General features: G+C 68.1%; 20 protein-coding genes and 1 pseudogene. 2 read left to right on the top strand and 19 right to left on the bottom strand.

What is annotated here, in order from left to right:
• Nucleotides 1-252: pseudogene (locus BM060_RS31360) on the top strand (IS481 family transposase); the annotation flags it as partial.
• Between the two features lie 314 nt (nucleotides 253-566).
• Here the strand turns inward: BM060_RS31360 and BM060_RS31355 are convergent.
• The 18 genes from BM060_RS31355 to BM060_RS31270 form a co-directional block, all read right to left on the bottom strand.
• The gene (locus BM060_RS31355) at nucleotides 567-1,085 is read right to left on the bottom strand and encodes an O-acetyl-ADP-ribose deacetylase (protein ID WP_074986380.1); all 519 of its coding nucleotides are present in this window, start codon (nucleotides 1,083-1,085) and stop codon (nucleotides 567-569) included.
• Between the two features lie 46 nt (nucleotides 1,086-1,131).
• On the bottom strand, nucleotides 1,132-1,464 hold the full coding sequence (locus tag BM060_RS31350; RefSeq protein ID WP_074986378.1) for a PA3694 family proteiin: 333 nt from the start codon (nucleotides 1,462-1,464) through the stop codon (nucleotides 1,132-1,134).
• On the bottom strand, nucleotides 1,461-2,381 hold the full coding sequence (locus BM060_RS31345; protein WP_074986376.1) for an alpha/beta hydrolase: 921 nt from the start codon (nucleotides 2,379-2,381) through the stop codon (nucleotides 1,461-1,463). Before BM060_RS31345 ends, BM060_RS31350 begins: the two co-directional genes overlap by 4 nt.
• 116 nt (nucleotides 2,382-2,497) lie before the next feature.
• Complete coding sequence (locus BM060_RS31340; RefSeq protein WP_074986374.1) at nucleotides 2,498-3,802, bottom strand: flavohemoglobin expression-modulating QEGLA motif protein; 1,305 nt, start codon at nucleotides 3,800-3,802, stop codon at nucleotides 2,498-2,500.
• Nucleotides 3,799-4,362 carry a hypothetical protein gene (locus tag BM060_RS31335; protein WP_074986372.1) on the bottom strand — a complete coding sequence of 188 codons (564 nt, stop codon included), beginning with the start codon at nucleotides 4,360-4,362 and terminating at the stop codon, nucleotides 3,799-3,801. The genes BM060_RS31340 and BM060_RS31335 overlap by 4 nt, the downstream gene beginning before the upstream one ends.
• Before the next feature lie 54 nt (nucleotides 4,363-4,416).
• On the bottom strand, nucleotides 4,417-5,130 hold the full coding sequence (locus BM060_RS31330) for a TetR/AcrR family transcriptional regulator (protein WP_009616533.1): 714 nt from the start codon (nucleotides 5,128-5,130) through the stop codon (nucleotides 4,417-4,419).
• A 317-nt stretch (nucleotides 5,131-5,447) separates the two neighbouring features.
• On the bottom strand, nucleotides 5,448-6,953 hold the full coding sequence (gene lysS / locus BM060_RS31325; RefSeq protein WP_074986369.1) for a lysine--tRNA ligase: 1,506 nt from the start codon (nucleotides 6,951-6,953) through the stop codon (nucleotides 5,448-5,450).
• Nucleotides 6,954-7,071: 118 nt separating this feature from the next.
• Nucleotides 7,072-8,167 (bottom strand): peptide chain release factor 2 gene (prfB, locus tag BM060_RS31320; RefSeq protein ID WP_116422981.1). Its coding sequence is split into 2 segments (ribosomal slippage): nucleotides 7,072-8,094 and nucleotides 8,096-8,167, totalling 1,095 coding nucleotides; the frame shifts between segments, so codons are not numbered across the junction.
• 78 nt (nucleotides 8,168-8,245) lie between these two features.
• The gene (locus BM060_RS31315) at nucleotides 8,246-9,268 is read right to left on the bottom strand and encodes a response regulator (protein WP_074986367.1); all 1,023 of its coding nucleotides are present in this window, start codon (nucleotides 9,266-9,268) and stop codon (nucleotides 8,246-8,248) included.
• A 36-nt stretch (nucleotides 9,269-9,304) separates the two neighbouring features.
• Nucleotides 9,305-10,312 carry a chemotaxis response regulator protein-glutamate methylesterase gene (locus BM060_RS31310; protein WP_074986364.1) on the bottom strand — a complete coding sequence of 336 codons (1,008 nt, stop codon included), beginning with the start codon at nucleotides 10,310-10,312 and terminating at the stop codon, nucleotides 9,305-9,307.
• The gene (locus tag BM060_RS31305; RefSeq protein WP_074986363.1) at nucleotides 10,309-12,567 is read right to left on the bottom strand and encodes a hybrid sensor histidine kinase/response regulator; all 2,259 of its coding nucleotides are present in this window, start codon (nucleotides 12,565-12,567) and stop codon (nucleotides 10,309-10,311) included. The genes BM060_RS31310 and BM060_RS31305 overlap by 4 nt, the downstream gene beginning before the upstream one ends.
• The gene (locus tag BM060_RS31300; RefSeq protein WP_074986361.1) at nucleotides 12,564-13,232 is read right to left on the bottom strand and encodes a chemotaxis protein CheW; all 669 of its coding nucleotides are present in this window, start codon (nucleotides 13,230-13,232) and stop codon (nucleotides 12,564-12,566) included. Before BM060_RS31300 ends, BM060_RS31305 begins: the two co-directional genes overlap by 4 nt.
• Nucleotides 13,225-14,466, bottom strand: a complete 1,242-nt coding sequence (locus tag BM060_RS31295; protein WP_074986358.1) for a CheR family methyltransferase — start codon at nucleotides 14,464-14,466, stop codon at nucleotides 13,225-13,227. Before BM060_RS31295 ends, BM060_RS31300 begins: the two co-directional genes overlap by 8 nt.
• A complete protein-coding gene (locus BM060_RS31290) occupies nucleotides 14,463-14,963 on the bottom strand; it encodes a chemotaxis protein CheW (protein ID WP_074986356.1) in 501 nt (166 codons plus the stop codon). Before BM060_RS31290 ends, BM060_RS31295 begins: the two co-directional genes overlap by 4 nt.
• Nucleotides 14,938-16,557 (bottom strand): methyl-accepting chemotaxis protein, encoded by a 1,620-nt coding sequence (locus BM060_RS31285; protein WP_074986354.1) that lies wholly within the window; start codon nucleotides 16,555-16,557, stop codon nucleotides 14,938-14,940. Before BM060_RS31285 ends, BM060_RS31290 begins: the two co-directional genes overlap by 26 nt.
• A 172-nt stretch (nucleotides 16,558-16,729) precedes the next feature.
• Entirely contained in the window at nucleotides 16,730-17,473 is a 744-nt protein-coding gene (locus BM060_RS31280) for a YkgJ family cysteine cluster protein (protein ID WP_074986351.1), read from the bottom strand.
• An 85-nt stretch (nucleotides 17,474-17,558) separates the two neighbouring features.
• Nucleotides 17,559-18,506 (bottom strand): class I SAM-dependent methyltransferase, encoded by a 948-nt coding sequence (locus tag BM060_RS31275; RefSeq protein WP_074986349.1) that lies wholly within the window; start codon nucleotides 18,504-18,506, stop codon nucleotides 17,559-17,561.
• 71 nt (nucleotides 18,507-18,577) lie between these two features.
• Complete coding sequence (locus tag BM060_RS31270) at nucleotides 18,578-20,074, bottom strand: methyl-accepting chemotaxis protein (protein WP_074986346.1); 1,497 nt, start codon at nucleotides 20,072-20,074, stop codon at nucleotides 18,578-18,580.
• 148 nt (nucleotides 20,075-20,222) lie between these two features.
• On the opposite strand from BM060_RS31270, the gene BM060_RS31265 reads away from it, so the two are divergent.
• Entirely contained in the window at nucleotides 20,223-22,586 is a 2,364-nt protein-coding gene (locus tag BM060_RS31265; protein WP_074986343.1) for a DNA polymerase II, read from the top strand.
• Between the two features lie 670 nt (nucleotides 22,587-23,256).
• Here BM060_RS31265 and BM060_RS31260 read toward each other — a convergent pair.
• Nucleotides 23,257-24,756, bottom strand: a 1,500-nt coding sequence (locus BM060_RS31260) for a calcium-binding protein (protein ID WP_305728550.1), incomplete at its 5' end; no start/stop codon positions are given.

Below are 24,756 nucleotides of genomic sequence, written 5' to 3'. Positions count from 1 at the left end.
CCCTTGACGCGTTACCGGAGCAGCCCCAGGCCATACCCGGAAAAGTTGCTGGAAGTGGAGTACGAGCCCGGAGAGCGGGTGCTGACGGTACATACCAAGGGCCAGATTCGCCTCGATGGCCGAATGGTATTCGTCAGCGAAGGTCTGGCGGGTGAGCGAGTCGCCATCCGCCCCGCCAAGGAGGATGGCGTACTCGACATCATTTTCATCAACAAAACGGTCCGGCAGGTCGACCTCAGGCAGCCGGAGTGACCATGGGAAACCGTTACCCATGTGTCCCGACAGGCGTTACCTATGTGTCCCGGCAGAACACAAGCTCAACCCATCCTACGAAGAGCACCTCGGCGCAAGACAGTTGCTCCTACGCCGCCCCACCCGCACCCTTCCCATGTAGGAGCGCGCCCTGCGCGCGATTTCGCGGGCAGGGCCCGCTCCTACATTGCCGGCGAGCATGGCTTTTCGTAGGAGCGAGCTTGCTCGCGAACCGCATGGCACCGCGTTTATTCGCGAGCAAGAACTAGGCGTCCCCCTCGATCCTACGAAGAGCACCTCGGCGCAGTCGGCGCCTACGCGCCACCCCGCAACAGGCGCCGGTAGAGTTCGGCCATGTCTTCGGAGAAAGGCACCAGCAACAGACGTTGCAGGCTGCTGCCGGCGGGCCGCAGGCGGCGCAGTTCGGTGATGGCGATGCTGGCCGCCGCTTCCAGGGGATAGCTGTAGATTCCGCAGCTGATGGCGGGGAAGGCGATGCCCTCCAGCTCATACTGTTCCGCCAGCGCCAGGCTGTTGCGGTAGCAGGCGGCGAGCAGGTCCGGCTCGCCGTGGCCGCCGCCGCGCCAGACCGGGCCTACCGTGTGGATGACGTGGGCGGCGGGCAGGCGGAAGCCGGGGGTGATCTTGGCCTCGCCGGTCCTGCAGCCGCCCAGGTTGCGGCAATGGTTCGCCAGTTCCGGGCCGGCAGCGCGGTGGATGGCGCCGTCCACGCCCCCGCCGCCGAGCAGCGAGCTGTTGGCGGCGTTGACGATGGCGTCGATGCGCAAGGTGGTGATGTCGCCCTGCCAGACGTGGATCTCGGGGTTGCTCATGGTCGCGCCCTCCAGGTTGCTCCCAGACTGGCCCCGAAGCCTGCCGTCAGCGGACTTGCTGCGGGGTTTCCTCGCCGGCGCAGCGCACGGCGTGCTTCCTGTTGTCCACCAGCACGCCGGAGAGGCCCTTCTGGGTGGTGTCGAACAGCACCAGCACGCCGTCGATGCATTGCGCGATCTGGTTGGCCGGCTCCAGCGAGAGCTTCACGTCCTGCCCGGGAATGCTCTTGAGCATGGTGAACTCGGCCAGCAGCAGGGCGTCCTGCTCCTTGGCGAAGTGCAGGTAGCCGTAGAACCAGAGCGTGCCGACACTGACGATGATGCTGCCGATGGCGGTGAGGATGTACGGGATCATGTTGCGGTCGGTGCTGGTGGTCATGGCTTGCCCTGGGACTGGCTGGCCGGCTCGGCCGGCGGATCGGTGTTGGGGACTTCGGCCAGGCGGCGCAGGCCGCTGAAGTGCTGCGGGTCGTCGAGGAAGCGCAGCATCACTTCGCGCCAGGTCGGTTCGCCGAAGGTTTCCACGTGCCCGCCGCGGGTCAGCTGGAAGACTTTCGGCGGCCGCGCCGCCTTGTACAGGCTCAGGCCGTTGTCCAGGGGCACGATGGTATCGTCGATGCTGTGAAAGAACAGCACGGGTGCGCCAGAAAGTCGCGGCATGGCGCGTATCGCGCTGTCGCCATCGGGCACGAACCAGGACAGCGGAATCTGCAGCGGCCAGGTCAGCCAGGCATTGCCCAGGGTGTAGCGGGCCACCTCGCGGTAGCTGGCCGGCACGCCGTCGAGCACCACGGCCTTGAGCTGCTTCACCCGCTCGGGATGCTGCGCCAGGTAGTGCACGCCCATGGCGCCGCCCAGGCTCTGGCCGAGCAGGATCAGCGGCTTGCCCTGGGCCTCGGGGGCCTTGTCCAGCCAGGCGAAGGCCGCGTCCATGTCCTGGTACACCGCCGGCAGGCTGGGCTCGCCCTGGGAATGGCCGTAGCCGCGGTAGTCGAGCATCAGCACCTGGTAGCCCTGCTCCGGCAGCCAGAAGGTGGCCCCCAGGTGCCAGGCCATGTTGCCGCCGTTGCCGTGCAGGTGCAGCACCGTGCCCTTGACCGGCACGCCGGGCTTGGCCGGCAGCCACCAGCCGGCGAGCTTCACGCCGTCGGCGGTGGTGAGGGTGACGTCGCGGTAGTCCAGCTTGGCCCGCGCCGGGGTAATGGCCACGTCGGGGCTGGGGTAGAACAGCAGCGAGCTGCAGCCGCCGAGCAGAAGCAGCAGGGACAGCGCAGCGGCCTTGAAGCGGTGGGTCATGGTCGGGTCATCCTTGGTACGGCTCTTCGTAGGAGCGAGCTTGCTCGCGAATGGGCCCCGCTGCGGAGTCGGTTCGCGAGCAAGCTCGCTCCTACGAAGAGCATTTCGGCGCGGTCCTAGAGGATATTCGCGTAGTCCGCCTCGATGCGGTCCAGGCTCAGGTGGTTGAGGAAGTTGGAGAAGCACATCCAGGCCGACAGCGCGTTGAGGTCGCGGAACTGTGGTGGCAGGTACTTCGGCGGCACCACCAGGCCCTCGTCCACCAGTTGGCGCAGGGTGCGCATGTCTTCCAGGGTGGCCTTGCCGCAGAACAGCAGCGGGATCTGCTCCAGCTTGCCCTTGCGCACGGCGAGCTGGATGTAGTTGTAGATGAGGATGAAGCCTTTCAGGTACGACAGGTCCTTGGTGAACGGCAGCCCGCCGGGCGTGGAGCCGCGGAACACCCGGCTGGCGTTCTGGTAGCTGCTTTCCTGGCTGTAGCCCTGCTCGCGGTAGAAGTGGAACACCTCAAGGAAGTCCGCGCCCTCCTCCGCCATGTGGATGGCGCGGGTGCGATTGGTCAGCTTGCGCAGGCGCGTGGGGTAGGAGGCGAAGGCGATCACTTCCATGAGGATGGCCAGGCCTTCCTGGGTCACGGTGGAGGACGGCGGGCCCTTGGCCAGGAAGGTGCAGATCGGCTGGTTCTGCCCGTTCAGGGTGGTGCCCACGTGCACCAGGCCCTCGTGGACTTCCAGGGCGCGCACGTCGCGCTCGTTGAACATGGCGTCGGCGCGCACCTTGATGTAGTCGGCGCCGGCCGCGGCGTCGGCGACTATGCCGTCGGACTCGAACACGCGGATGGTGTCCTCGGCCTCGCCGAAGGTCTTGTTCAGGCGCTCCTGCAGCATGGCCACCGCTTCCTTGGCGGTGAGCGTCTTGGGTTCGTCCTTGAGGTCGCCGCGGTCGGCGATTTTGTTCAGGTAGTCCGAGAGCATCAGGCCGAGGTCGGCCAGGGTCGGGTCACCGGCGTGGAAGGCGTCAGAGGCCGAGCCGTAGAGTTCCTGGGAGATCAGCCCGAAGTCCTGGGTGCCGCGCGCCTCCAGCATGCGGATGACCATGCGGTACTCGCGGCACATGCGCCGCATGATCTGCCCCACCGGGTTGAACTGGCCGAGCTGGCGGGTGATGTCGCGCTCCAGGTTCTGGAATTCCTGCTTCTTGGCGTTGCCGTCGAAGGCCAGCGGGCGGCCGTCGTAGTAGCCGCGGTCGACCTTGGGCGCATGCTTGCCGCGGCCCTTGAGGAAGTCCGCGCGCACGCTGTCGTCCCACTTGATGGCGTCGAGCACGCGGATCGGCGTCTGCGCCTCCACCAGGCGGTCGGACAGGCCGCGGATGATCTGCTGGTACTCGCTGGGCGTGCTTTTCTTGCGCCGCGGGTTCATGGGCGTTCTCCCGGAGTCACTCGCTGGAAGCGTAGCGCTTCGCTGAAGACTTCGGCGTTGGCGGGCTCGTCCAGGTAGGCCAGGACGTCGCCCAGGGGGCTGGCCACCAGGGCGCCGGCGCCCTGCTCGCTGTCCACCTTCTGGCCCTGCAGGGTGCCCTTGGCCATGGCCTGGAGGATCTGCTCGACGTCCAGCGAGTAGACCACCAGCTCGTCCTTGTCGGTGATCTCGAAGCCGGCCAGCACGTAGTTGCCGCCCTGGCTCTTGGGCAGTTCGGCGGACAGGTACCAGCGCTGGCCGTGCTGGGCCACGGTGAAGGGCAGGTCCTCGGCGCTGTCGGTGTTGCCGCTGTCGTCGTAGTAGCTGAAGGCGCGGTACAGGCCCTCGCCGGTGCGGCTGATCTCGAGGAACTGTTCCTCGCCGTATTCGTCGATCCGCGACCACTGGCCGAGCAACTGCTTGGGCGCGGCCTCCTTCGCCGGGATCGGCTCCTTGAAGGTCACCAGGCAGCCGCCGAGCAGGAAGATGCTCAACAGCAGCAAGGCGCGCCAGGCTTTCATCGAAGTCTCCTCAGGGGCCGCGGGCGGCACGCCATATGGGGTCGTCGGCGGGCTTCAGAGGCCCAGTACCAGGTACAGGTAGCGGGTCAGGATGGCGCGCATTTCCACGGTGTCCAGGTGCTCCACGCCATCCAGCAGGCCCTGATACTCCATCTGCAGGATGATGGCCGTCAACACCTTGGCGTCCTGTTCCGGCTGCTGCGAGCCGAGCACCTCGAAGAAGTGCACCACGCCCAGGGAGAGGATGCGCCTGTGGCTCTGCGCCAGCTGTTCCAGGCGCGGGTTGAGCAACGCCTCCTGGCGGAACGCCTGCTCGGCCAGCAGGTGCTCGCGGCGCTCGGTGAGCTGCACGCGCACGTACTGGATGGCCAGCTCGGTGATGCGGTCGGCCAGCTCGCGGCGCGCCTCGGGGCTGCCGGTGAGGCCGGCGGCCAGAGCCTGCAGGTCGCCCTCGACGCTGGCCCAGAAGGCCGACAGGGCTTCGGCGCTGCGTTCGACGAAGAGCGCGAAGGTGTCGGTGATGAGGTCGTCGATGTCCTTGAAGTAGTAGGTGGTGGCAGACAAGGGCACGTCCGCCTCGGCCGCCACCGCCCGATGGCGCACGGCCCGCACGCCCTCGCGGACGATGATGCGCATGGCCGCGTCGAGGATCGCCTGGCGGCGCTGCTCGCTGCCCTGGCGGGCGGCCTTGCGGCCCTGGTACTGGACACTCTCGGCCACCGCACTGGCGGCCTGGGCGGCGCTATCTCTGGAAACTGCTCGGGGCACGGTCTTTCCTCCGCTCGCGGGCGATGGCGCATTGTTCGGGCTTTTGCTTGGGGAATCAATTGGTGGCAAAGGCCGCCGAAGCGTTCGGCGCAAGCGGCGAAGACGATCGCGGACGGAGTCCGCTCCTACGCCCGTGCTTCCCTGGGGCCGTAGAAGCAACTGGCGCTCTTCGTAGGATGGGTTGAGCCTTGGCGAAACCCATGCGGTCGTGGTGATGGGTATCGCTTCGCTCAACGCCATCCTACGCGGCGTTGTGTTTGCCGGTTCGCAGACACGAAAAAGCCGCCCTAAGGCGGCTTCTTCTATTGCTCCAGCGCTTACGCCTGCGGGCGCATGTGCGGGAACAGGATCACGTCGCGGATCGACGGCGAGTTGGTCAGCAGCATCACCAGGCGGTCGATGCCGATGCCTTCGCCGGCAGTGGGCGGCATGCCGTATTCCAGGGCGTTGATGAAGTCGGCGTCGTAGTGCATCGCCTCGTCGTCGCCGGCGTCCTTCTCCTTGACCTGCAGCATGAAGCGCTCGGCCTGGTCTTCTGCGTCGTTCAGCTCGGAGTAGGCGTTGGCGATCTCGCGGCCGCCGATGAACAGCTCGAAGCGGTCAGTGACGCTCGGGTCCTGGTCGTTGCGGCGGGCCAGCGGGGAGACTTCGAAGGGGTACTGGGTGATGAAGTGCGGCTGTTCCAGCTTGTGCTCCACCAGTTCCTCGAAAATCATCACCTGCAGCTTGCCCAGGCCTTCGTGGCCGAGGACCTTGGCGCCGGCCTTCTTGGCGATCTCGCGGGCCTTGTCGACATCCTGCAGGTCAGCCGCGGTGATGTCCGGGTTGTACTTGAGGATGGCGTCGAACACCGACAGGCGGGCGAACGGCTCGCCGAAGTGGAAGACCTTGTCGCCGTAGGGCACGTCGGTGGTGCCGAGCACCGCCTGGGCCAGCTCGCGGAACAGTTCCTCGGTCAGGTCCATGTTGTCTTCGTAGTCGGCGTAGGCCTGGTAGAACTCGAGCATGGTGAACTCGGGGTTGTGCCGGGTCGAGACGCCTTCGTTGCGGAAGTTGCGGTTGATCTCGAAGACCTTCTCGAAGCCGCCGACCACCAGGCGCTTGAGGTACAGCTCCGGGGCGATGCGCAGGAACATGGCCATGTCCAGCGCATTGTGGTGGGTGGCGAAGGGCTTGGCCGCGGCGCCGCCGGGGATGGTCTGCAGCATCGGGGTTTCCACTTCGAGGAAACCGCGCTCGGACAGGAAGCGGCGGATGTGGGCGATGACCTGGGAACGCACGCGGAAGGTGTGGCGGGTTTCCTCGTTGACGATCAGGTCGACGTAGCGCTGGCGGTAGCGCTGCTCGGTGTCGGTCAGGCCGTGGTGCTTGTCCGGCAGCGGGCGCAGCGACTTGGTCAGCAGGCGCACGTTGCTCATGTCGACGTACAGGTCGCCCTTGCCGGAGCGGGCCAGGGTGCCTTCGGCGCCGATGATGTCGCCCAGGTCCCAGGTCTTGATCTCGGCCAGGGTCTCTTCGGCCAGGGTCTTGCGGTTGACGTAGACCTGCAGGCGGTCGCTGCTGTCCTGCAGGACGATGAAGGCGCCACGGTTGAGCATGATGCGACCGGCGACCTTGACCGGGATGGCTGCGGCTTCCAGCTCTTCCTTGGTCTTGTCGGCGTACTGCTTCTGCAGGTCCGCGAAGTAGGCGTCGCGGCGGAAGTCGTTGGGGAAGGCGATGGCCTTGGCCTCGCGCACGGCGGCAAGCTTTTCCTTGCGCTGGGCGATCAGCTTGTTTTCTTCCTGTTGCAGCTCGTGCTGGTCGAGTTGTTGGTCGCTCATGGTCGTTCTATCTGCCTGGCGTCGATTCATTCAATTAGGGATAACAACTGTAGGAGCGAGCTTGCTCGCGAAGCTCTTCAGCGGGTTCGCGAGCAAGCTCGCTCCTACGGGGTGCGGTCTACAGGCCCTGTTTAAGGCTGGCTTCCAGGTATTCGTTGAGGTCGCCGTCGAGCACCTTGTCGCAATCGCTGCGTTCCACGCCGGTGCGCAGGTCCTTGATGCGCGACTGGTCGAGCACGTAGGAACGGATCTGGTGGCCCCAGCCGATATCGGACTTGGTGTCTTCCAGCGCCTGCGAGGCGGCGGTGCGTTTCTGCATCTCCTGCTCGTACAACCGGGCCCGCAGCATTTTCATGGCGGTGTCCTTGTTGGCGTGCTGGGAGCGTTCGTTCTGGCACGCCACCACGGTGTTGGTCGGCACGTGGGTGATACGCACCGCGGAGTCGGTGGTGTTCACGTGCTGGCCGCCGGCGCCGGACGAGCGGTAGGTGTCGATGCGCAGGTCCGCCGGGTTGATCTCGATCTCGATGTTGTCGTCGATCTCGGGCGAAACGAACACCGCGGTGAACGAGGTGTGGCGGCGGTTGCCGGAGTCGAACGGGCTCTTGCGCACCAGGCGGTGCACGCCGATCTCGGTGCGCAGCCAGCCGAAGGCGTACTCGCCCTTGATGTGCACGGTGGCGCCCTTGATGCCGGCGACCTCGCCCTCGGACAGCTCGACGATCTCGGCGTCGAAGCCGTTCTTGTCGGCCCAGCGCAGGTACATGCGCAGCAGCATGTTGGCCCAGTCCTGGGCCTCGGTGCCGCCGGAGCCGGCCTGGATGTCCAGGTAGGCGTTGTTCGGGTCCATCTCGCCGCTGAACATGCGGCGGAATTCCAGCTTCTCGAGGATTTCGCGCAGGCGCTGGACTTCCGCTTCGACGTCGCCGACGGCGCCTTCGTCGTTCTCCTCGACCGCCATGTCGAGCAGGTCGCGGGAGTCGGCCAGGCCGCCGGTCAGCTCGTCGAGGGTCTCGACGATCTGCGCCAGCATGGCGCGCTCGCGGCCCAGGTTCTGGGCGTATTCGGGCTTGTTCCAGACCGCCGGGTCTTCCAGCTCGCGGTTTACTTCGATCAGACGATCATGTTTCAGATCGTAGTCAAAGATACCCCCGAATGGACTGGGTACGGTCGGAGAGGTCCTTGATGCTGTTGAGGATCGGTTGGATTTCCATGGCGGTCAGCACTCACGGGTAATGGCGTGGAAAAACCCGGAAGTATACCCGAGAAAGCCGCCCGTGGGCGGCTGTGCGTCAGCCGGTTGCGCCGCCGTCCACCCCCACCTGGTTGCGTCCGCCGTGCTTGGCGTTGTAGAGCGCGCGGTCGGCGTGTTCGATCAGCCGCAGGCAGCTTTCGCCCTGCCCCGGGGTGAGGGTCGCCACGCCGACGCTGACCGTCAGCACCGCGCCGGCATCCGGCTGCTCGTGGGCGATGCCCAGGGCCTGCACGGTCAGCCGCAGCTTCTCCGCCAGCAGCCGCGCGCCGCCCGGCGAGGTGCCCGGGAGGATGATGGCGAACTCCTCGCCGCCGTAGCGCGCCGGCAGGTCGGAGGAGCGCGCGCAGCTTTCGCGGATGGTCCCGGCGACGCGGCGCAGCGCCTCGTCGCCGGCGACGTGGCCGAAGGTGTCGTTGTAGGCCTTGAAGTGGTCGACGTCGATCAGCAGCAGCGACAGCTGGCTCTGCTCGCGCAGGCCGCGGCGCCATTCCATTTCTAGGTACTCGTCGAAGTGGCGGCGGTTGGACAGCCCGGTGAGGCCGTCGGAGTTCATCAGCCGCTGCAGCACCAGGTTGGTCTCCAGCAGCTTCTGCTGGCTCTCGCGCAGGGCGCGGTAGGCCTCGTCGCGCTGCTGCAGGGCGAGGTAGGAGCGCGAGTGGTAGCGCACCCGCGCCACCAGTTCGATGGCGTCGGGCAGCTTGACCAGGTAGTCGTTGGCCCCGGCGGCGAAGGCGGCGCTCTTGACCTGCGGCTCCTCCTTGGTCGACAGGACGATGATCGGGATGTCGCGGGTCTGCGGGTGGCGGCGGTACTGGCGCACCAGCTCCAGGCCATCGGTGTCGGGCATCACCAGGTCCTGCAGGATCACCGTCGGGCGGATCTGCAGGGCCTGCTCGATGGCCTGGGTGGCGTCGGAGCAGAAGTGGAAGTCGATGCCGCCGTCCTCGGCCAGGGCGCGGCGCACGGCCTCGCCGATCATGGCCTGGTCGTCGACCAGCAGGACCATGACCGCGGTGTCGTCCGGAGTGATCAAGGGGTTCTCGCTATGCTTGGGGTTCATCGTCGTCGTGGCGCCGCTGGCGCTGCCTCCGGAATGTCAGCCGTACAGTTCGCCCAGGCGCCGGGCGATGTCGCCCAGGGCTCGGATCTCGGTGGCGGCGCCGATCGCCGCGGCGGCCTTGGGCATGCCGTACACGGCGCTGCTGGCCTGGTCCTGGGCCAGCGTCAGGAAACCGCGCTCGCGCATGTGCTTCAGGCCCTGGGCGCCGTCGCGGCCCATGCCGGTGAGCAGCACGCCGGTGGCCTGGCCCACCCAGTTGTCGGCCACGCTGTCGAAGAACACGTCGATCGAGGGCCGGTAGATGTGCCCGCAGGGTTCGGCGGTGTAGGCCAGTTCGCCGTTGCGTTGCAGGCGGATGTGGTCGTTGGTGCCGGCCAGCAGCACGCAGCCGGGCTGCGGCACCTCGCCGTTGCGCGCCAGGCGCACGGGGATGCGGGCCTGGCTGGCCAGCCATTCGGCCATGCCGGCGGCGAACACTTCGTCCACGTGCTGCACCACCACCATGGCCGCGGAAAAGCTCGCCGGCAGCTTGCCCAGCAGCTCGGCCAGGGCCGCCGGGCCGCCGGCCGAGGCGCCCACGGCCACCAGGCGGCGGGCCTTGGCCGGGTTTTCGCGCACGGCGACCTCGCTGCGCGGCCGGCTGTTGCCCGGGGCCGACAGCCAGGCCAGGTTCTGCAGCTTGCGCAGCAGCGGGCGGGCCGCCTCCAGGGAATCGCCGACGCCCAGCGCCGGGGTGTTCACCGCGTCCACCGCGCCGCAGCCCATGGCCTCGAACACCCGCGAGAGGTTCTGCTCCAGGTCCACGGTGACCACGATGATGGCGCAGGGCGAGGCGGCCATGATCCGCCGCGTGGCCTCCACGCCGTCCATCACCGGCATCAGCAGGTCCATCAGCACCACGTCGGGGGTCTGCGCGGCGCACATCTCCACCGCCTCGGCGCCGTTGCTGGCGACCCAGAGCACGCGGTGCGTGGGTTCGAAGGCCAGAGCCCGGCGCAACGCTTCCACCGCCAGCGGCATGTCGTTGACGATGCCTATCCTCATCCCTGTGCACCTCCAATTAGATCGACCACCGCATCCAGCAGAGCCTCGTCGTGGAAACTGGCCTTGGCCAGGTAGTAGTCGGCGCCGGCATCGAGCCCGCGGCGGCGGTCCTCCTCGCGGTCCTTGTAGGACACGACCATGACCGGCAGGGCTTGCAGGCGGGCGTCGCGGCGGATCAGCCCGACCAGTTCTATACCGTCCATGCGCGGCATGTCGATATCCGTGATGACCAGGTCGAAGCGCTCCGAACGCAGGGCGTTCCAGCCGTCCATGCCATCCACCGCCACCGCCACGTCGTAGCCGCGGCCGGCCAGCAGCTTGCGCTCCAGTTCGCGCACGGTGAGCGAATCGTCCACCACCAGCACGCGCTTGCGCAGCGCCGCGCCCTGGCGGTTGCCGGCGTCGATGCGCTCCAGGCGGCCGCTGGCCAGCAGCTTGTCCACCGAACGCAGCATGTCCTCGACGTCGAGGATCAGCACCGGCGTGCCGTCGTCCAGCACGGCGCCGGCGGACACGTCCTGGACCTTGCCCAGGCGCGCGTCCAGCGGCATCACCACCAGGGTGCGTTCGCCGATGAAGCGCTCCACCGCCACGCCGTACAGAGTGTCGCGCTCGCGGATCAGCACCAGCGGGATGTCGCCCTCCGGCGCGCGGCCTTCCGGGCGCTGCAGCAACTGGTGCGCGGCCACCAGGCCGACGTGCCGGCCCTCGTGCCAGAACTGCTGGCGGCCCTCGATCTGCACGATGTCTTGCGGCGCCAGGCTGCGCATGCGCTCGATGTGCGCCAGGGGGAAGGCGTAGGCCTCGCCGCCGATCGCCACCACCAGGCTGCGCACCACCGAGAGGGTCAGCGGCACCTCGATGTGAAAGTGGCTGCCCTGCCCGCGCACCTGCTCCATGCGGATGCCGCCGCGCAGCTGGCGCACCATGTGCTGCACGGCGTCCAGGCCGACGCCGCGGCCGGAGACCTCGGTGACCTGCTCGCGCAGGCTGAAGCCGGGCAGGAAGAGGAAGGCCAGCAGCTCCTCCTCGGACAGCCGCGCAACCGTCTCCTCGGTGGACAGGCCACGGCGCACGATGCCTTTGCGCAGGCGTTGCAGGTCGACACCGGCGCCGTCGTCGCGCAGGTCCAGCACCAGCATGCCGGCGTGGTGCCGCGCCAGCAGGCGGATCAGCCCCTGCTCCGGCTTGCCGGCCCGGCGCCGCGCGTCCGGCGTCTCGATGCCGTGGTCGACGGCGTTGCGCAGCAGGTGCGTCAGCGGCGCCTCGAGTTTTTCCAGCACCTCGCGGTCGACCTGGGTGGACACCCCGTCCACTTCCAGGCGCACCGACTTGCCCAGCTCGCGGCCGAGGTCGCGGACCATGCGCGCCTGGCCGCCGAGCACGTCGGCGAAGGGCCGCATGCGGCAGGCCAGGGCGCTGTCGTAGAGGGTCTGGGCGCGCTGCGAGGTGGTCCAGGCGAATTCGTCCAGCTCGGCCATCTGCTCGCCCAGCAGTTGCTGGCACTCTCCGACTAGACGCCGGGCATCGGCGAGGAAGGCCTGGGCCTGCGGGTCGAGGCTGGTGCCGGCGGCGTCGCGGGCACCGTCGAGCAGGCGGCTGGCGGTGGCCTGCAGGCGCTTGAGGCGCTGCATCGAGGCCAGTTGCGGTTGCAGGCGCTGGGAATCGACCAGGGCCTTGCTGGAAAGGTCGAGCAATTGGTTCAGGCGCTCGGCGGTGACGCGCAGTACCCGGCCGGTGCCCTCCTCGCCCTTTTTCTCAGCCGCGGCGGGCACCGGCTCGGCGGTTTCGGCCGGCAGCACTGGCGGCGCGGCTGGCGGCGCTTCGGCGGCGACAGGTGCGGCGGGCTGCGCAGGCTCCGCGCCCAGCAGCGTCTCCAGGCGCTGCACCAGGCCGGGCACCGCCGCACGCGCCTCGGCAGCACGCTCGGCCTGGACATCGGCGATGTGCAGCAGGATGTCGGTGCCGGCCAGCAGCGCGTCGATGTGCTCCGCGCCCAGCAGCAGGCGGCCGTCCTGGGCGGCCACCAGGCATTCCTCCATGACGTGGGCAACCTGCACGCCCTCGTCCAGGCCGACGATGCGCGCGGCGCCCTTGAGCGAATGCGCGGCGCGCATGCAGGCCTCCAGCTGCGCGGCCTGGCGCGGTTCGCGCTCCAGCGCCAGCAGGCCCTGGCCGAGCGCCTGGGCCTGGGCCTCGGCCTCCAGGCGGAAGAGTTCCAGCAGCGAGGCGTCCTTCATCTGCTCAGGGGTCATGCCAGGCTCCGGGCGGCGGCGGCAAGCAAGGCCTGGTGGTCGAGCAGGCGCACGCTGCGCTCGCGCCACTTCAGCACGTCGTGGGTGAAACGGCTGCCGGCCGCCGCGGCGACGCGCGCCTGGCCCGGCGCCAGCGGGTGGATGCCATCCACCTCGTCCACCGGCGCCAGTACCGGCCCGCTGTCGGTGGCCAGCACCAGCATGCGCGGCAGGCGGCGGCCCTCGTCCTCGCGCGGGGCGGAAGGCGGCAGGCCGAGCAGTTCGGCCAGCGACAGGCAGGCGACCAGCGTGCCGTGCACGTTGGCCACGCCCAGCACGACCGGCGAGCGCTGGTGCGGCAGCGAATGCACCGGGCAGTTCGGCGCTACTTCCGCCAGCGCCAGGGTGCGCAGGGCCAGCCATTCCTCGCCGAGGCGGAAAAGCAGGTAGGCGTCGCCCGGCGGCGCCTGGTCCTCGACGCTGGCGCTCTGCTCGCCTTCGGCGCCCAGGGCGTAGCGGTCCAGCAGGCGCACGGCGGCGGCGGCGTGGACCGGGCAGTTGCGGCAGTGAATGTGTTCGGCCAGTTGCGGACAGGACTTGTCGCCGCGGATGCCGATGCGGTTCCAGCAGTCGTCCACCGCCTGTTCGGCGGCCTCCGGATGCAGGTGGTAGCGCTGTTCAGACATCGCGCTTCACTCCTCGCGCGGCGCGCTCCTGCAGGCGCCGCGCGCCTTCCTGGTCGCCGCGGGCGGCCAGCAGGGCGGCCAGTTGCAGCAGGCTTTCCTGGTGGTCGGGCTGCAGGTACAGCGCCTTGCGGTAGTAGCCCTGGGCCTGTTCGTCGCGGCCCTCAGCATCGGCCAGCAGGCCGAGCCAGTAATAGGCCTGGGCCGCCGGGCCGTGCTGGGCCAGGTAGGCCTCGCAGGCGGCGCGGGCCTGGGCCGTCTGGCCCTGGTTGGCCAGCCGGGCGATTTCCGCCAGGCCCTGTTCGGCACCGCTCGGCGGCGCTACCGCCGGCCTGGCGGGTGGCGGCGGAGGCGCGCGGCGCGGTATCGGGCGCGGCGCCATGGCGGGCGGCGGCGTGGTTTGCAGGGTGGGGCGCGGCCTGGCCGCCGGCGCCTCGGGTTCCGCCGCCACGCGCAGGAAGGCGAAGGACTGCGGCACGCCCAGCGCGCGCAGCCCCGGGCGCGACGTCAGGCTGGCCTCGGCCGGGCCGATGAACAGCGCGCCGTCCTCGCGCACCAGGCGCAGCAGCACCTGCACGGCGCGTTCCTGGGTGTCGCGGTCGAAATAGATCAGCAGGTTGCGGCAGAACAGGAAGTCGTAGGGCGCCTCCTCGGCCAACAGGCCGGGCGCCAGCAGGTTGCCGCGGCGCAGGCGCACGCGGCGGCGCACCCGCTCGTCGAGGCGGTAGTCGGGGCCCTCGGCACGGAAGTAGCGCTCGCGGAAACCCAGTTCGCTGCCGCGGAACGAGTTGCGCCCGTACACGCCGTGGGCCGCGCGCTCCAGCGAGGCCGGGCTGACGTCCAGGGCGTCGATCTGGAAGGCCGCCTCCGGCAGCCCCGCGTCGAGCAGGGCCATGGCGATGGAGTACGGCTCCTCGCCGGTGGAACAGGGCAGGCTGAGCAGGCGCAGGGGCCGCGCGCCGGCCAGTTCCAGTTGCCGGCGCAGGGCCAGGCGACCGAGGGCGGCGAAGGATTCGGGGTAGCGGAAGAACCAGGTCTCCGGGACTATCACCGCCTCGATCAGCGCCTGCTGCTCCTCGGCGGAGCCCTGCAGACGCTGCCAGTAGGCCTCCAGGTCGCCGCCGCTGCTACGGTTGGCGCACTGGCGCACGGCACGGGCGATGACCGCCTCGCCCACCGACTCCGCGTCCAGGCCGATGCGCGCCTTGAGCAACTGGCTGAAACGCTCGTCGCTCATGGCCGCTCACCCTGGGCCAGGAGCAGTTCGCGCACGTGCTCGGGCAGCAGTTCGTCCACCTGCACGCGCTGCAGCAGGCCCTCGGCGTCTTCCAGCACCGGCCCCAGGTAGCGCGCCTCGCCCGGCTCCAGGCCGTAGCCGCGGAAGGCCGCCGGGTCGCGGCGCAGGGTCTGGCTGGCCTGTTCCAGGATCAGCCCCAGGCGTCGCTGCGGGCCGCTGCCGGCGAAGCGGTAGTCCACCAGCACCAGGCGCGTGCTGGTGTGCCGCGGCGCCGGGCGGCCGCAGGCGATCTGGCTGAGGTCGAGCACCGGCAGCAGTTCGCCGCGGTGGACGAACAGCCCGGCCACCCAGGCCGGCGCCTCGGGCACCTGCTTGAAGCGCCGCAGCGGCAGGACCTCGACGATCTCGTGCACGTCCAGCGCATAGCGGTCGGCGCCCAGGCGGAACTGCAGGTACAGCCGCCCGCCGGCCTCAGACCTTGAAGCGCGAGACGCCATTGCGCAGTCCATTGGCCACAAGGTTCAACTCGTCGATGGCGAAACCGGCCTGGCGCAGCGACTCCACGGTCTGCCCGGTGGCCTCGCCCAGTTGCACCAGGGCCTGGTTGATCTGCTCGGCGCCGGTGGCCTGCGCCTGCATGCCTTCGTTGACCATCTGCACCCGCGGCGCCAGGGCCTGCACCTGGTGGATGATCTGCGACAGCTGCTCGCCGACCTGGCCGACCTCGGCGATGCCGCGGCGTACTTCCTCGGAGAACTTGTCCATGCCCATCACCCCGGCGGACACCGCCGACTGGATCTCGCGGACCATCTGCTCGATGTCATAGGTGGCCACCGCGGTCTGGTCGGCCAGGCGGCGCACCTCGGTGGCCACCACGGCGAAGCCGCGGCCGTACTCGCCGGCCTTCTCCGCCTCGATGGCGGCATTGAGCGAGAGCAGGTTGGTCTGGTCGGCGACCTTGACGATGGTGGTGACCACCTGGTTGATGTTGCCGGCGCGCTCGTTGAGGATCGCCAGCTTGGCGTTGACCAGCTCGGCGGCGCCCATCACCTGGTGCATGGTCTCTTCCATGCGGGCCAGGCCCAGCTGGCCGGAGCCGGCCAGGGTGGAAGTCTGCTCGGCGGCGCTGGACACCTCGGTCATGGTGCGCACCAGGTCCCGCGAGGTGGCGGCGATCTCCCGCGAGGTGGCGCCGATCTCGGTGGTGGTGGCGGCGGTCTCGGTGGCGGTGGCCTGCTGCTGCTTGGAAGTGGCGGCGATCTCGGTGACCGAGGTGGTGACCTGGATGGCCGAGCGCTGCGCCTGCGCCACCAGGGCCTTGAGCTCCTCGGCCATGCCGTTGAAGCCGCTCTCGATCACCCCGAACTCGTCGTTGCGCTCCAGCGCCAGGCGCGCGGTGAGGTCGCCGCCGCTCATGGTCTGGAGGGTCTTCACCACCTTCTCCACCGGGCCGGTGATGGCGCGCATCAGCAGCAGGCCGAGGACGCCGGCGGCGAAAATCGCCAGCAGCAGCGAGACCAGCATGGTGACCTCGGCCACCTCCACCTGGTGGACGATGGCGATGGCCGCCGAGTCGGCGATCTGTTTGTTCAGCGCGATCAGCTCGTTGAGCGTCTGGCGGCCCTTCTCCCAAGCCGGCAGCAGGTCATGCAGCAGCGACTGGCGGGCGGCCTCGTGGTCCTTGTCGTAGAGGTCGAGCAGTTGCTCCAGCTGCGCCTGGAAATCCACCGCCTGCTGCTTGTAGCGGGCCAGCAGCTCGCGGTCGGCCGACTCGTGCACGGTGGACTCGTAGGTGGCGATGCGCTGCAGCAGGGTCTCGTGCAGCTCGCGGAAGCCCTGGCGGCCGGCGGCATCCAGCGGCTTGCCGTCACCCAGGCCGACCAGGGCCTGGGTGCGCAGCATGGTGTCGGTCCAGGAGGAACGCACCGTGGTCAGCGCATAGGTGCCCGGCATGGCGTCGGTGCTGACGCGGCGCGAATCACGCTCGACGGCGAGCAGGGTGATGTAGGAAACCACCACCATCAGCAACATGATCGCGATCACGACCGCGAAGCTGGCCAGGATACGTCGGCGGAGCGTCCAATTCTTCACAGTATTCCCCTGGTGATGGTCGGCTGTCTGACAGGTAAAACCTGCAGACGAAGGCGGATTGGCGTCAGCCTTCTTTTCAGTTCTAGCGGAAAATGCCGCATATATTATCCGCGCTAGCGAATTTTCGGCGTCATTATTCCGAAGTACTACTACCCGACCATCCCCTCCCCCATCAGGCTGCGCGCAATGGAATGAAGGCGCAGTCGTCGGCCAGCAGGGCGGCGATCATCGCCCCGGTTTCCTCCAGTTGGCGGGCCAGGTCGTCGCTGGAGACATGCAGCTGCCAGTCCGCCGCGGAACTGGCCGGCGCCTGCGCGCGCACCGCGTCCAGGGCCGCCAGGAAGGCCTTGCGCTGCGGCAGGTAGGCGGTGAAGCCGTCGCCCTTGAGCGCCGAGACGCTGATGCCCAGGCGCTCGCAGATGGCCGCCTTGGCGGCGATCTCCTCGCGGTCGGCCTGGCGCGAGCGCTCGATCAGCGCCGCCAGTTCGGTGTCCACCAGGCGTCCGCCGACGATCAGCTCCGGGCCCTCGTCCCAGACCTGCGGCGGGCAGTCCTTGGCCTCCGCGCGCAGCGGGATGTGCGGGTTGATCTCCATGGGGTAGATGCGGCACACCAGCGGCCGCCGCTCGTAGATGCCACAGCGCATGTCGCTGCCCAGGTGGCGGCAGGCGCCCTGGTTGAAGGCGGCGAAGGTGATCGCCAGGTGCGCCTGGGTGCTGCCGCAGCGGACCGGCAGCGAGCGGCGCAGCACGTGCTCGCGCTGCCCCTCCGGCAGCCCGGCGCCATCGTCCAGCACCGCCTCCAGCAGGACGATCAGGCTGCCGCCGTCGGCCACCCAGTCGCGGGATTCGTCGAGGGTCAGGGGTACGTGGTGGTCATGGCAGCACTTGCCGCAACCGTTGCAGGAAAAGCGCATGGGATTCGCTCCGTGGCCAGGGGGATGACGGAAAACCGGCGTTTTCCGTGCCATGGCCGATGCGGAGCAGATTGTGTGCCAGGTGTTACACCGAGCCCTGGCGGGCGAACACCAGCGCCTTGAGCGCCGCATCCTCATCGATGTCGGCGAACTCCGGCGGGTTGTCCAGGCGCTCGACGAAGGCCAGCTCCGGCGCCTCGGCCGCCATGCCCTGGATGAGGAAGGCCGGGCTCACGGACGGATCGTTGACGCAGGCCAGCACCCGGCCGCCGGGCGCCAGCAGCTCGGGCAGGCGGCGCAGGATGCGCGGGTAGTCCTTGCCGAGGGCGAAGCTGCCCTTCTGGAACGACGGCGGGTCGATGATCACCAGGTCGTAGGGCCCGGACTTCTTCACCTTGCCCCAGGACTTGAACAGCTCGTGGCCGAGGAACTCCACCCGCGACAGGTCGTGGCCGTTCAGCCGGTGGTTGTCGCGCCCGCGGCTCAGGGCGGCGCGCGCCATGTCCAGGTTGATCACATGCTCGGCGCCGCCGGCGATGGCCGCCACCGAGAAGCCGCAGGTGTAGGCGAACAGATTGAGCACTCGCTGCCCGGCAGCCCGGGCCTGCACCCACTGGCGGCCCAGGCGCATGTCGAGGAACAGCCCGTTGTTCTGCTTGCGCCCCAGGTCCAGCAGGTAGCGCAGGCCGTTCTCGCTGACCACGCGCTCCTCCGGCACCTCGCCGAACAGGGCCTGCATGGTGCTGTCCGGGCGGTAGCGGTGCTGCAGCAGCAGTGCCTCGGCGCCACTGGCGCGCCATTGCGGCGACTCGCAAAGGCCCAGCAGCAGGCGCTCCAGCGCCGCCAGTTCGGCTTCGCCCGGCTCGCGGAACAGCGACACCAGCAGCACGCCCTGCAGCCAGTCCGCGGTCACGTGCTCCAGCCCCGGCCAGCGCCGGCCGCGGCCATGGAACAGGCGGCGAACCTCGGCGGGCGGTGCCTCCAGGGCGGCCAGCAGCTGTTGCAGAAGTACGTCGAGGGCTTGTGCGTTCATGGCGTCGGGGCTGGAAAAAGGGGCGGCCATTCTGGACAGGATCGACGCAAAAGAGAACCGCCCGTAGCGCCTCAGCGGGTGACCTGGAAGCGCTCGGTCAGGCGCTGCAGGCGCCCGCTCAGCTCCTGCAGGCGCGAGCCCTCGCGCTCCAGGGACTGGGCATCGCTGTCGTTGTGCTCGGCCACACCCTGCACGTCCTGCAGGTGGAGGATGACCTCCTCGCTGACGGAACTCTGCTCCTGGGTGGCCACAGCGATGAGCTGGTTCATCTGGCTGATGCTGGCGATGCCCTCGGTCATGCGCAGGAGCAGTTCGCTGGTGCGCCGGCTGCGCGACACGCACTGCTCGACGTTCTCCCGGCTGCTCGACATGGCCTGGGCCGCGGCGCGACTGCCACTTTGCAGGCGGCCGATCACTTCCTGGATCTCGCGGGTGGACAGCGCGGTCTTCTGCGCCAGGTTGCGCACCTCGTCGGCCACCACGGCGAAGCCGCGGCCCTGCTCGCCGGCCCGCGCGGCCTCGATGGCGGCGTTGAGCGCCAGCAGGTTGGTCTGTTCGGCGATGCCGCGGATGACTTCCACCACCCGGCCGATCTGCTGGGCCTGGGCGTCCAGGTCCTGGACCTGGCGGTCGCTGTCGTCGATCTGGCTGGCGAGGCGGCCGATCTCCTCCAGGCTCTCGCGCATCAGCTCGCTGCCGTCGCGCGCCTCCTGGTTGATGCGCAGGGCGGTCTGCGCAGCCTCGCCGGCATTGGCCGCCACGCCCTCGATGGTGCTGCCCATCTGGCGCATGGCGCCGGACATGTGCGCGGTCTCGCCCAGTTGGCGCCGGGCGCCGTCGCGCAGCGTCTGGGTGGTGCTGGCCAGCTGCTGGGCCAGTTCGTTCAGCCCCAGGGCATCGCGCAGGACTACGGCGACCAGTTCGTCCAGCCGCGCGAGGAAGCGGTTGAGGCGCGAGTTCATGGCGCCGGACACCGGGCTGCGGTAGCTGAGGTCGACCACGTCGCTTTCGGTCAGGCGGCTGACCGAAGCCAGCAGGCCCATGGCGCCACGGGCCTCGGCGTGGGACTGGATGGCCAGGTAGACCAGGATCGAGCTTTCCAGCACCACGTAGAAAGCGTGCAGGAAGATGATCGGCCAGGTGCCCTGGGGCGCCACCCACAACCCGCTGCCGCCCTGCTGCAGAGCGAAGAAGGCCAGGTGGTGGACGGCGATGAAGCTGGCGGCGACCACGATGGGCAGCCAGTCGCGGTAGAACACCAGGATCGCCAGCAGCACGAAGATGCCGAAGTGCATCTCGATGATCCCGCCGCTCTGGTTGATCTGCAGGGCGGCGAAGGCCATGAAGGCGATGCCCATGCAGCAGCGCATCAGGCGCCGGCCGCCGATCAGCGGGTACAGGCCGTGCATGGCCGCCAGCGTGCCGCCGCCGATCAGCAGCGCCTGCCCCCAGGTGTCGTGCCAGGCGGCCAGAGCGAGCGAGTAGGCGAACATCAGCCAGAGCACGCCGAACATGATGCGGTCGGCCTTGCGGTAGTGGTTTTCCAGGGAGAAGGGGGAGTGAGGCATGACGAACAGGGTACCGGCGGGTGGAATGACCCCCACTTATCGGCCGCTACCGCCGCCAACCTTAGGCCGCTCGTCCAGAGGCGGCCGGGCGCGCGTCCGGCGCCCCGGGTAGAATGAGCGTCTGAAAGATTCTTCCCAGGGGTTACCGGTGGCAGCACAACACGGCTTCGTCCTCACCCGGCACTGGCGCGACACGCCCGCCGGCACCGAGGTGGAGTTCTGGCTGGCCACCGACGCCGGCCCGCGCCGGGTGCGCCTGCCGCCGCAGACCTCGGTGGCCTTCCTCCCCGCCGCCCAGCGCGAGGCGGCGCAGCGCCTGCTGCAGGGTGAGGCCGGTGTGGAACTGCGCCCGCTGCAGCTGCGCGACTTCGAGCAGCGCCCGGTGCTGGGCTTGTACTGCCGCCAGCACCGCCAGCTGATGGACCTGGACAAGCGCCTGCGCGCGGCCGGCATCGAAGTGCTGGAGGCCGACATCCGTCCGCCGGAGCGCTACCTGATGGAGCGCTTCATCACCGCCCCGGTGAGCTTCGATGGCGAGGCCGATGCCGAGGGCGTGCTGTGCGAGGCCGTGCTCAAGCCGGCGCCGGACTATCGGCCGCAGCTGAAGCTGGTGTCCCTGGACATCGAGACCGACATCCACGGCAACCTCTATTCCATTGCCCTGGAAGGCTGCGGCCAGCGCCAGGTGTACATGCTTGGCCCGGCCAACGGCGACGCCAGCTGGCTGGACTTCGACCTGGCCTACCGCGACAGCCGCGGCGAACTGCTGGAAAGCCTCAACCAGTGGCTGGCCGAGCACGACCCCGACGCCATCATCGGCTGGAACCTGGTGCAGTTCGACCTGCGCGTGCTGCGCGAGCACGCCCAGCGCCTGAAGATCCCCCTGCGCCTGGGCCGCGACGGAGACGAGATGCACTGGCGCCAGCACGGCAGCGGCAGCAACCACTACTTCGCCGCGGCCGCCGGGCGGCTGATCATCGACGGCATCGAGGCGCTGCGCTCGGCCACCTGGAGCTTCCCCTCCTTCAGCCTGGAAAGCGTGGCGCAGACGCTGCTGGGCGAAGGCAAGGCGATCGACAACCCCTACGACCGCATGGCCGAGATCGACCGCAAGTTCGCCGAGGACAAACCGGCCCTGGCCCACTACAACCTCAAGGACTGCGAGCTGGTCACGCGCATCTTCGCCAAGACCGAGCTGCTGCACTTCCTGCTCGAACGCGCCAGCGTCACCGGCCTGCCCGCCGACCGCAGCGGCGGCTCGGTGGCGGCCTTCACCCACCTGTACCTGCCGGCCATGCACCGCCTCGGCTTCGTCGCCCCCAACCTCGGCGGCAAACCGCCGGAGGCCAGCCCCGGCGGCTTCGTCATGGACTCGCGCCCTGGGCTGTACGAATCGGTGCTGGTGCTGGACTACAAGAGCCTGTACCCGTCGATCATCCGCAGCTTCCTGATCGACCCGGTGGGCCTGGTGGAAGGCCTGCGCCAGCCGGACGACGAACACTCGGTGGAAGGCTTCCGCGGCGCCCGCTTCTCGCGCAATCGGCACTGCCTGCCGGCCATCGTCGAGCGCGTGTGGCAGGGCCGCGAGGCGGCCAAGCGCGAGGGCAACAAGCCGCTGTCCCAGGCGCTGAAGATCATCATGAACGCCTTCTACGGCGTGCTCGGCTCCAGCGGCTGCCGTTTCTTCGACCCGCGCCTGGCGTCGTCCATCACGATGCGCGGGCACCAGATCATGCGCCGCACCCGCGAGCTGATCGAGGCGCAGGGCCACCAGGTGATCTACGGCGACACCGACTCCACCTTCGTCTGGCTCGGCGGCGCCCACGCCGAAGCGGACGCCGAGCGCATCGGCCGCGCCCTGGTGCAACACATCAACCAGTGGTGGAAGGAGCACCTGCGCGAAGCCTACGGCCTGGAAAGCGCCCTGGAGCTGCAGTACGAAACCCACTACCAACGCTTCCTGATGCCCACGGTGCGCGGCGCCGAGGAAGGCAGCAAGAAGCGCTACGCCGGCCTGGTGCGGCGCGCCGACGGCAGCGAGGAAATGGTCTTCAAGGGCCTGGAGACGGTGCGCACCGACTGGTCGCCGCTGGCCCAGCGCTTCCAGCAGGAGCTGTACGAACGCATCTTCCGCCGCCAGCCCTACCAGGACTACGTGCGCGACTACGTGCGCCGCACCCTGGCCGGCGAGCTGGACGACCTGCTGGTCTACCGCAAGCGCCTGCGCCGGCGCCTGGACGACTACGAACGCAACGTTCCGCCCCACGTCCGCGCGGCGCGCGCCGCCGACGACTACAACCAGAACCAGGGCCGCCCGCGGCAATACCAGCACGGCGGCTGGATCAGCTACCTGATCACCACAGCCGGCCCCGAGCCTCTGGAAAACCGCCGCGCGGCCATCGACTACGAGCACTACCTGACGCGCCAGCTGCAACCGGTGGCCGACGCCATCCTGCCCTTCGTCGGCGACGACTTCGCGCGACTGGTCGATCGGCAGATGGCGTTGTTCTGAACACACCCGCTGGCGGGATCGCGGACGGAGTCCGCTCCTACGGTTCAGAGAAGCGCGGGCATAGGGGCAACTGTCTTGCCGACTGTGCCGAGATGCGCCTCAACGGATGGGTTGAGCTTGCGAAACCCATGCGGCCGCGGTGATGGGTATCGCTTCGCTCAACACCATCCTACGGGGTGGTTTGCCGGCGGGCGTAGGAGCGGACTCCGTCCGCGATTGGATTTACCGGCCACGCCGGACGCCCCGGTGGCACGGACGGGTGAGCGCGCCCTGCGCGCGATTCGCGGACAGAGTCCGCTCATACAGGTTGACGCCGAACTTCCAGAGCATGCCGGACAGCCCCCCCTCCCTTCAGGGCGGGCCGCGCAGCCGAGGGTTGGGGAGAGGGAGCGGAGTCAACCTGGCACACGGCTGCCGCCGGAAGGCACCGTTCGCGAGCAAGCTCGCTCCTACGAAAAGCCCCCGGCAGCGCCAGGTTCAATCGGCATGGATGTCGTTATGCCGCGTCTCGCGCAGGAACAGCAGCGAGCCTCCGGTAACCAGCATCGAATACCAGAAGCCGTAGAAGATGACTTCGCACGGCTGTTCGGTTGGCAGATGGAGTTGTCCTAAAGTCACTGAAAAAAAGCCCCTCGACTCACATCGAAGGGCCCTTCTCAACACAGAGCGATCAGTTGCCGGCAGCAAGCACCAGTTCCAGCCCGTGGCGCTGCTCGAACACCGCGCCAGATCCTGCTGGGCTCGGTACGCCGAAGGCAGCCATGTTATCTATCAGGTGTTGTGTCTTGCCCTCCAGCGAAGCAATGGCATCACTCATCAAGGATAGAGAGACGCCTTGTACCGCAGGCCCCTCTGCCAGCAAGGAACTGGACCATTCACCTCCGTTCGTGCTTCTGCTGCCGATCGATTTGCCTTGAAGCAACGATTTGACCTGCTCGACGTCCCAGATGGTGCCATCGGCGAAGCGGATTTCTTCCAGGCGGTAATCACTTTTACCGTCGTTGGCAAGGTAATTACTGAGTGTGATCCGATCGTTTGTGCCTTTCAGGCTCAAAATCAGATCGGAGCCCCAGCGACTCAGTTGGATATCATCGGCAGAAATGTCCGAGCCGAATTCGATGGCATCCGTCTTACCGGTACTTCGGTCGTAGTTTTCGATACGGTCCTGGCCCCAGCCCCGTTCGAAACGGTACACATCGCTGCCGTCTCCACCATGGAGGTAATCGTTGCCGGCACCGCCCACCAAGGTATCATTGCCAGCGTTGCCGAACAGCGTGTCGTTACCAATACCGCCGCCAACCCAGTCATTGCCGATACCACCATCGAGTCGATCATTGCCTGCGCCACCACTCAGGTGATCATCACTGGCATAGCCGGTGAGAATGTCGTGGCCCTCTCCACCTTGTAGCAACAATGACTTGACCCGCTCGACATCCCAGATGGTGCCATCGGCAAAACGAATCTCTTCCAGGCGATACTGGTTGTTGCCGTCGTTGGAGAGGTAACTGATGAGGGTGATCCGATCGTCACTGCCCTTCAGGCTCAGGATCAGCTCATTACCTTGACGGCTTAGTTGGATATCGTCAGCAGTAATGTCTGCACCGAACTCAATGGCATCAACTTTGTCAGCGCTTCTGTCGTAATTGGAAACCGTGTCCTGCCCCCAGCCACGTTCGAAACGGTACACATCGCTGCCGTCCCCACCATGGAGGTAGTCGTTGCCGGCACCACCCACCAAGGTGTCGTTGCCAGCATCGCCGTACAGGCTGTCGTTACCGATACCGCCCTCAAGCCAGTCATTACCGGCCCCGGCAGAGAGCCGATCATTACCGGCACCGCCACTCAGGCGATCATCACTGGCGTAACCGGTCAGGGTGTCGTTACCCTCGCCACCCTGCAGTAGCAGGGCCTTGACTCGGTCGACATCCCACACGGCACCGTCGGCAAAACGAATCTCCTCCAGCCGGAAATCACTGTTGCCATCGTTGTAAAGGTAATTACTGATCGTGATCCGATCGTCAGTGCCTTTCAGGCTCAGGATCAGGTCGAAGCCCCAGCGACTCAGTTGGATATCATCGGCAGAAATGTCCGAGCCAAACTCGATGGCATCAACTTTGTCGGCACTTCTGTCGTAGTTATAGATACGATCCTGGCCCCAGCCTCGCTCGAA

The sequence above is a fragment of the Pseudomonas citronellolis genome, from assembly GCF_900112375.1.
GTDB lineage: Bacteria > Pseudomonadota > Gammaproteobacteria > Pseudomonadales > Pseudomonadaceae > Pseudomonas > Pseudomonas citronellolis.
The sequence above is the reverse complement of the archived record's forward strand: the minus strand, read 5'-3'. Positions and strand labels throughout refer to the sequence as shown.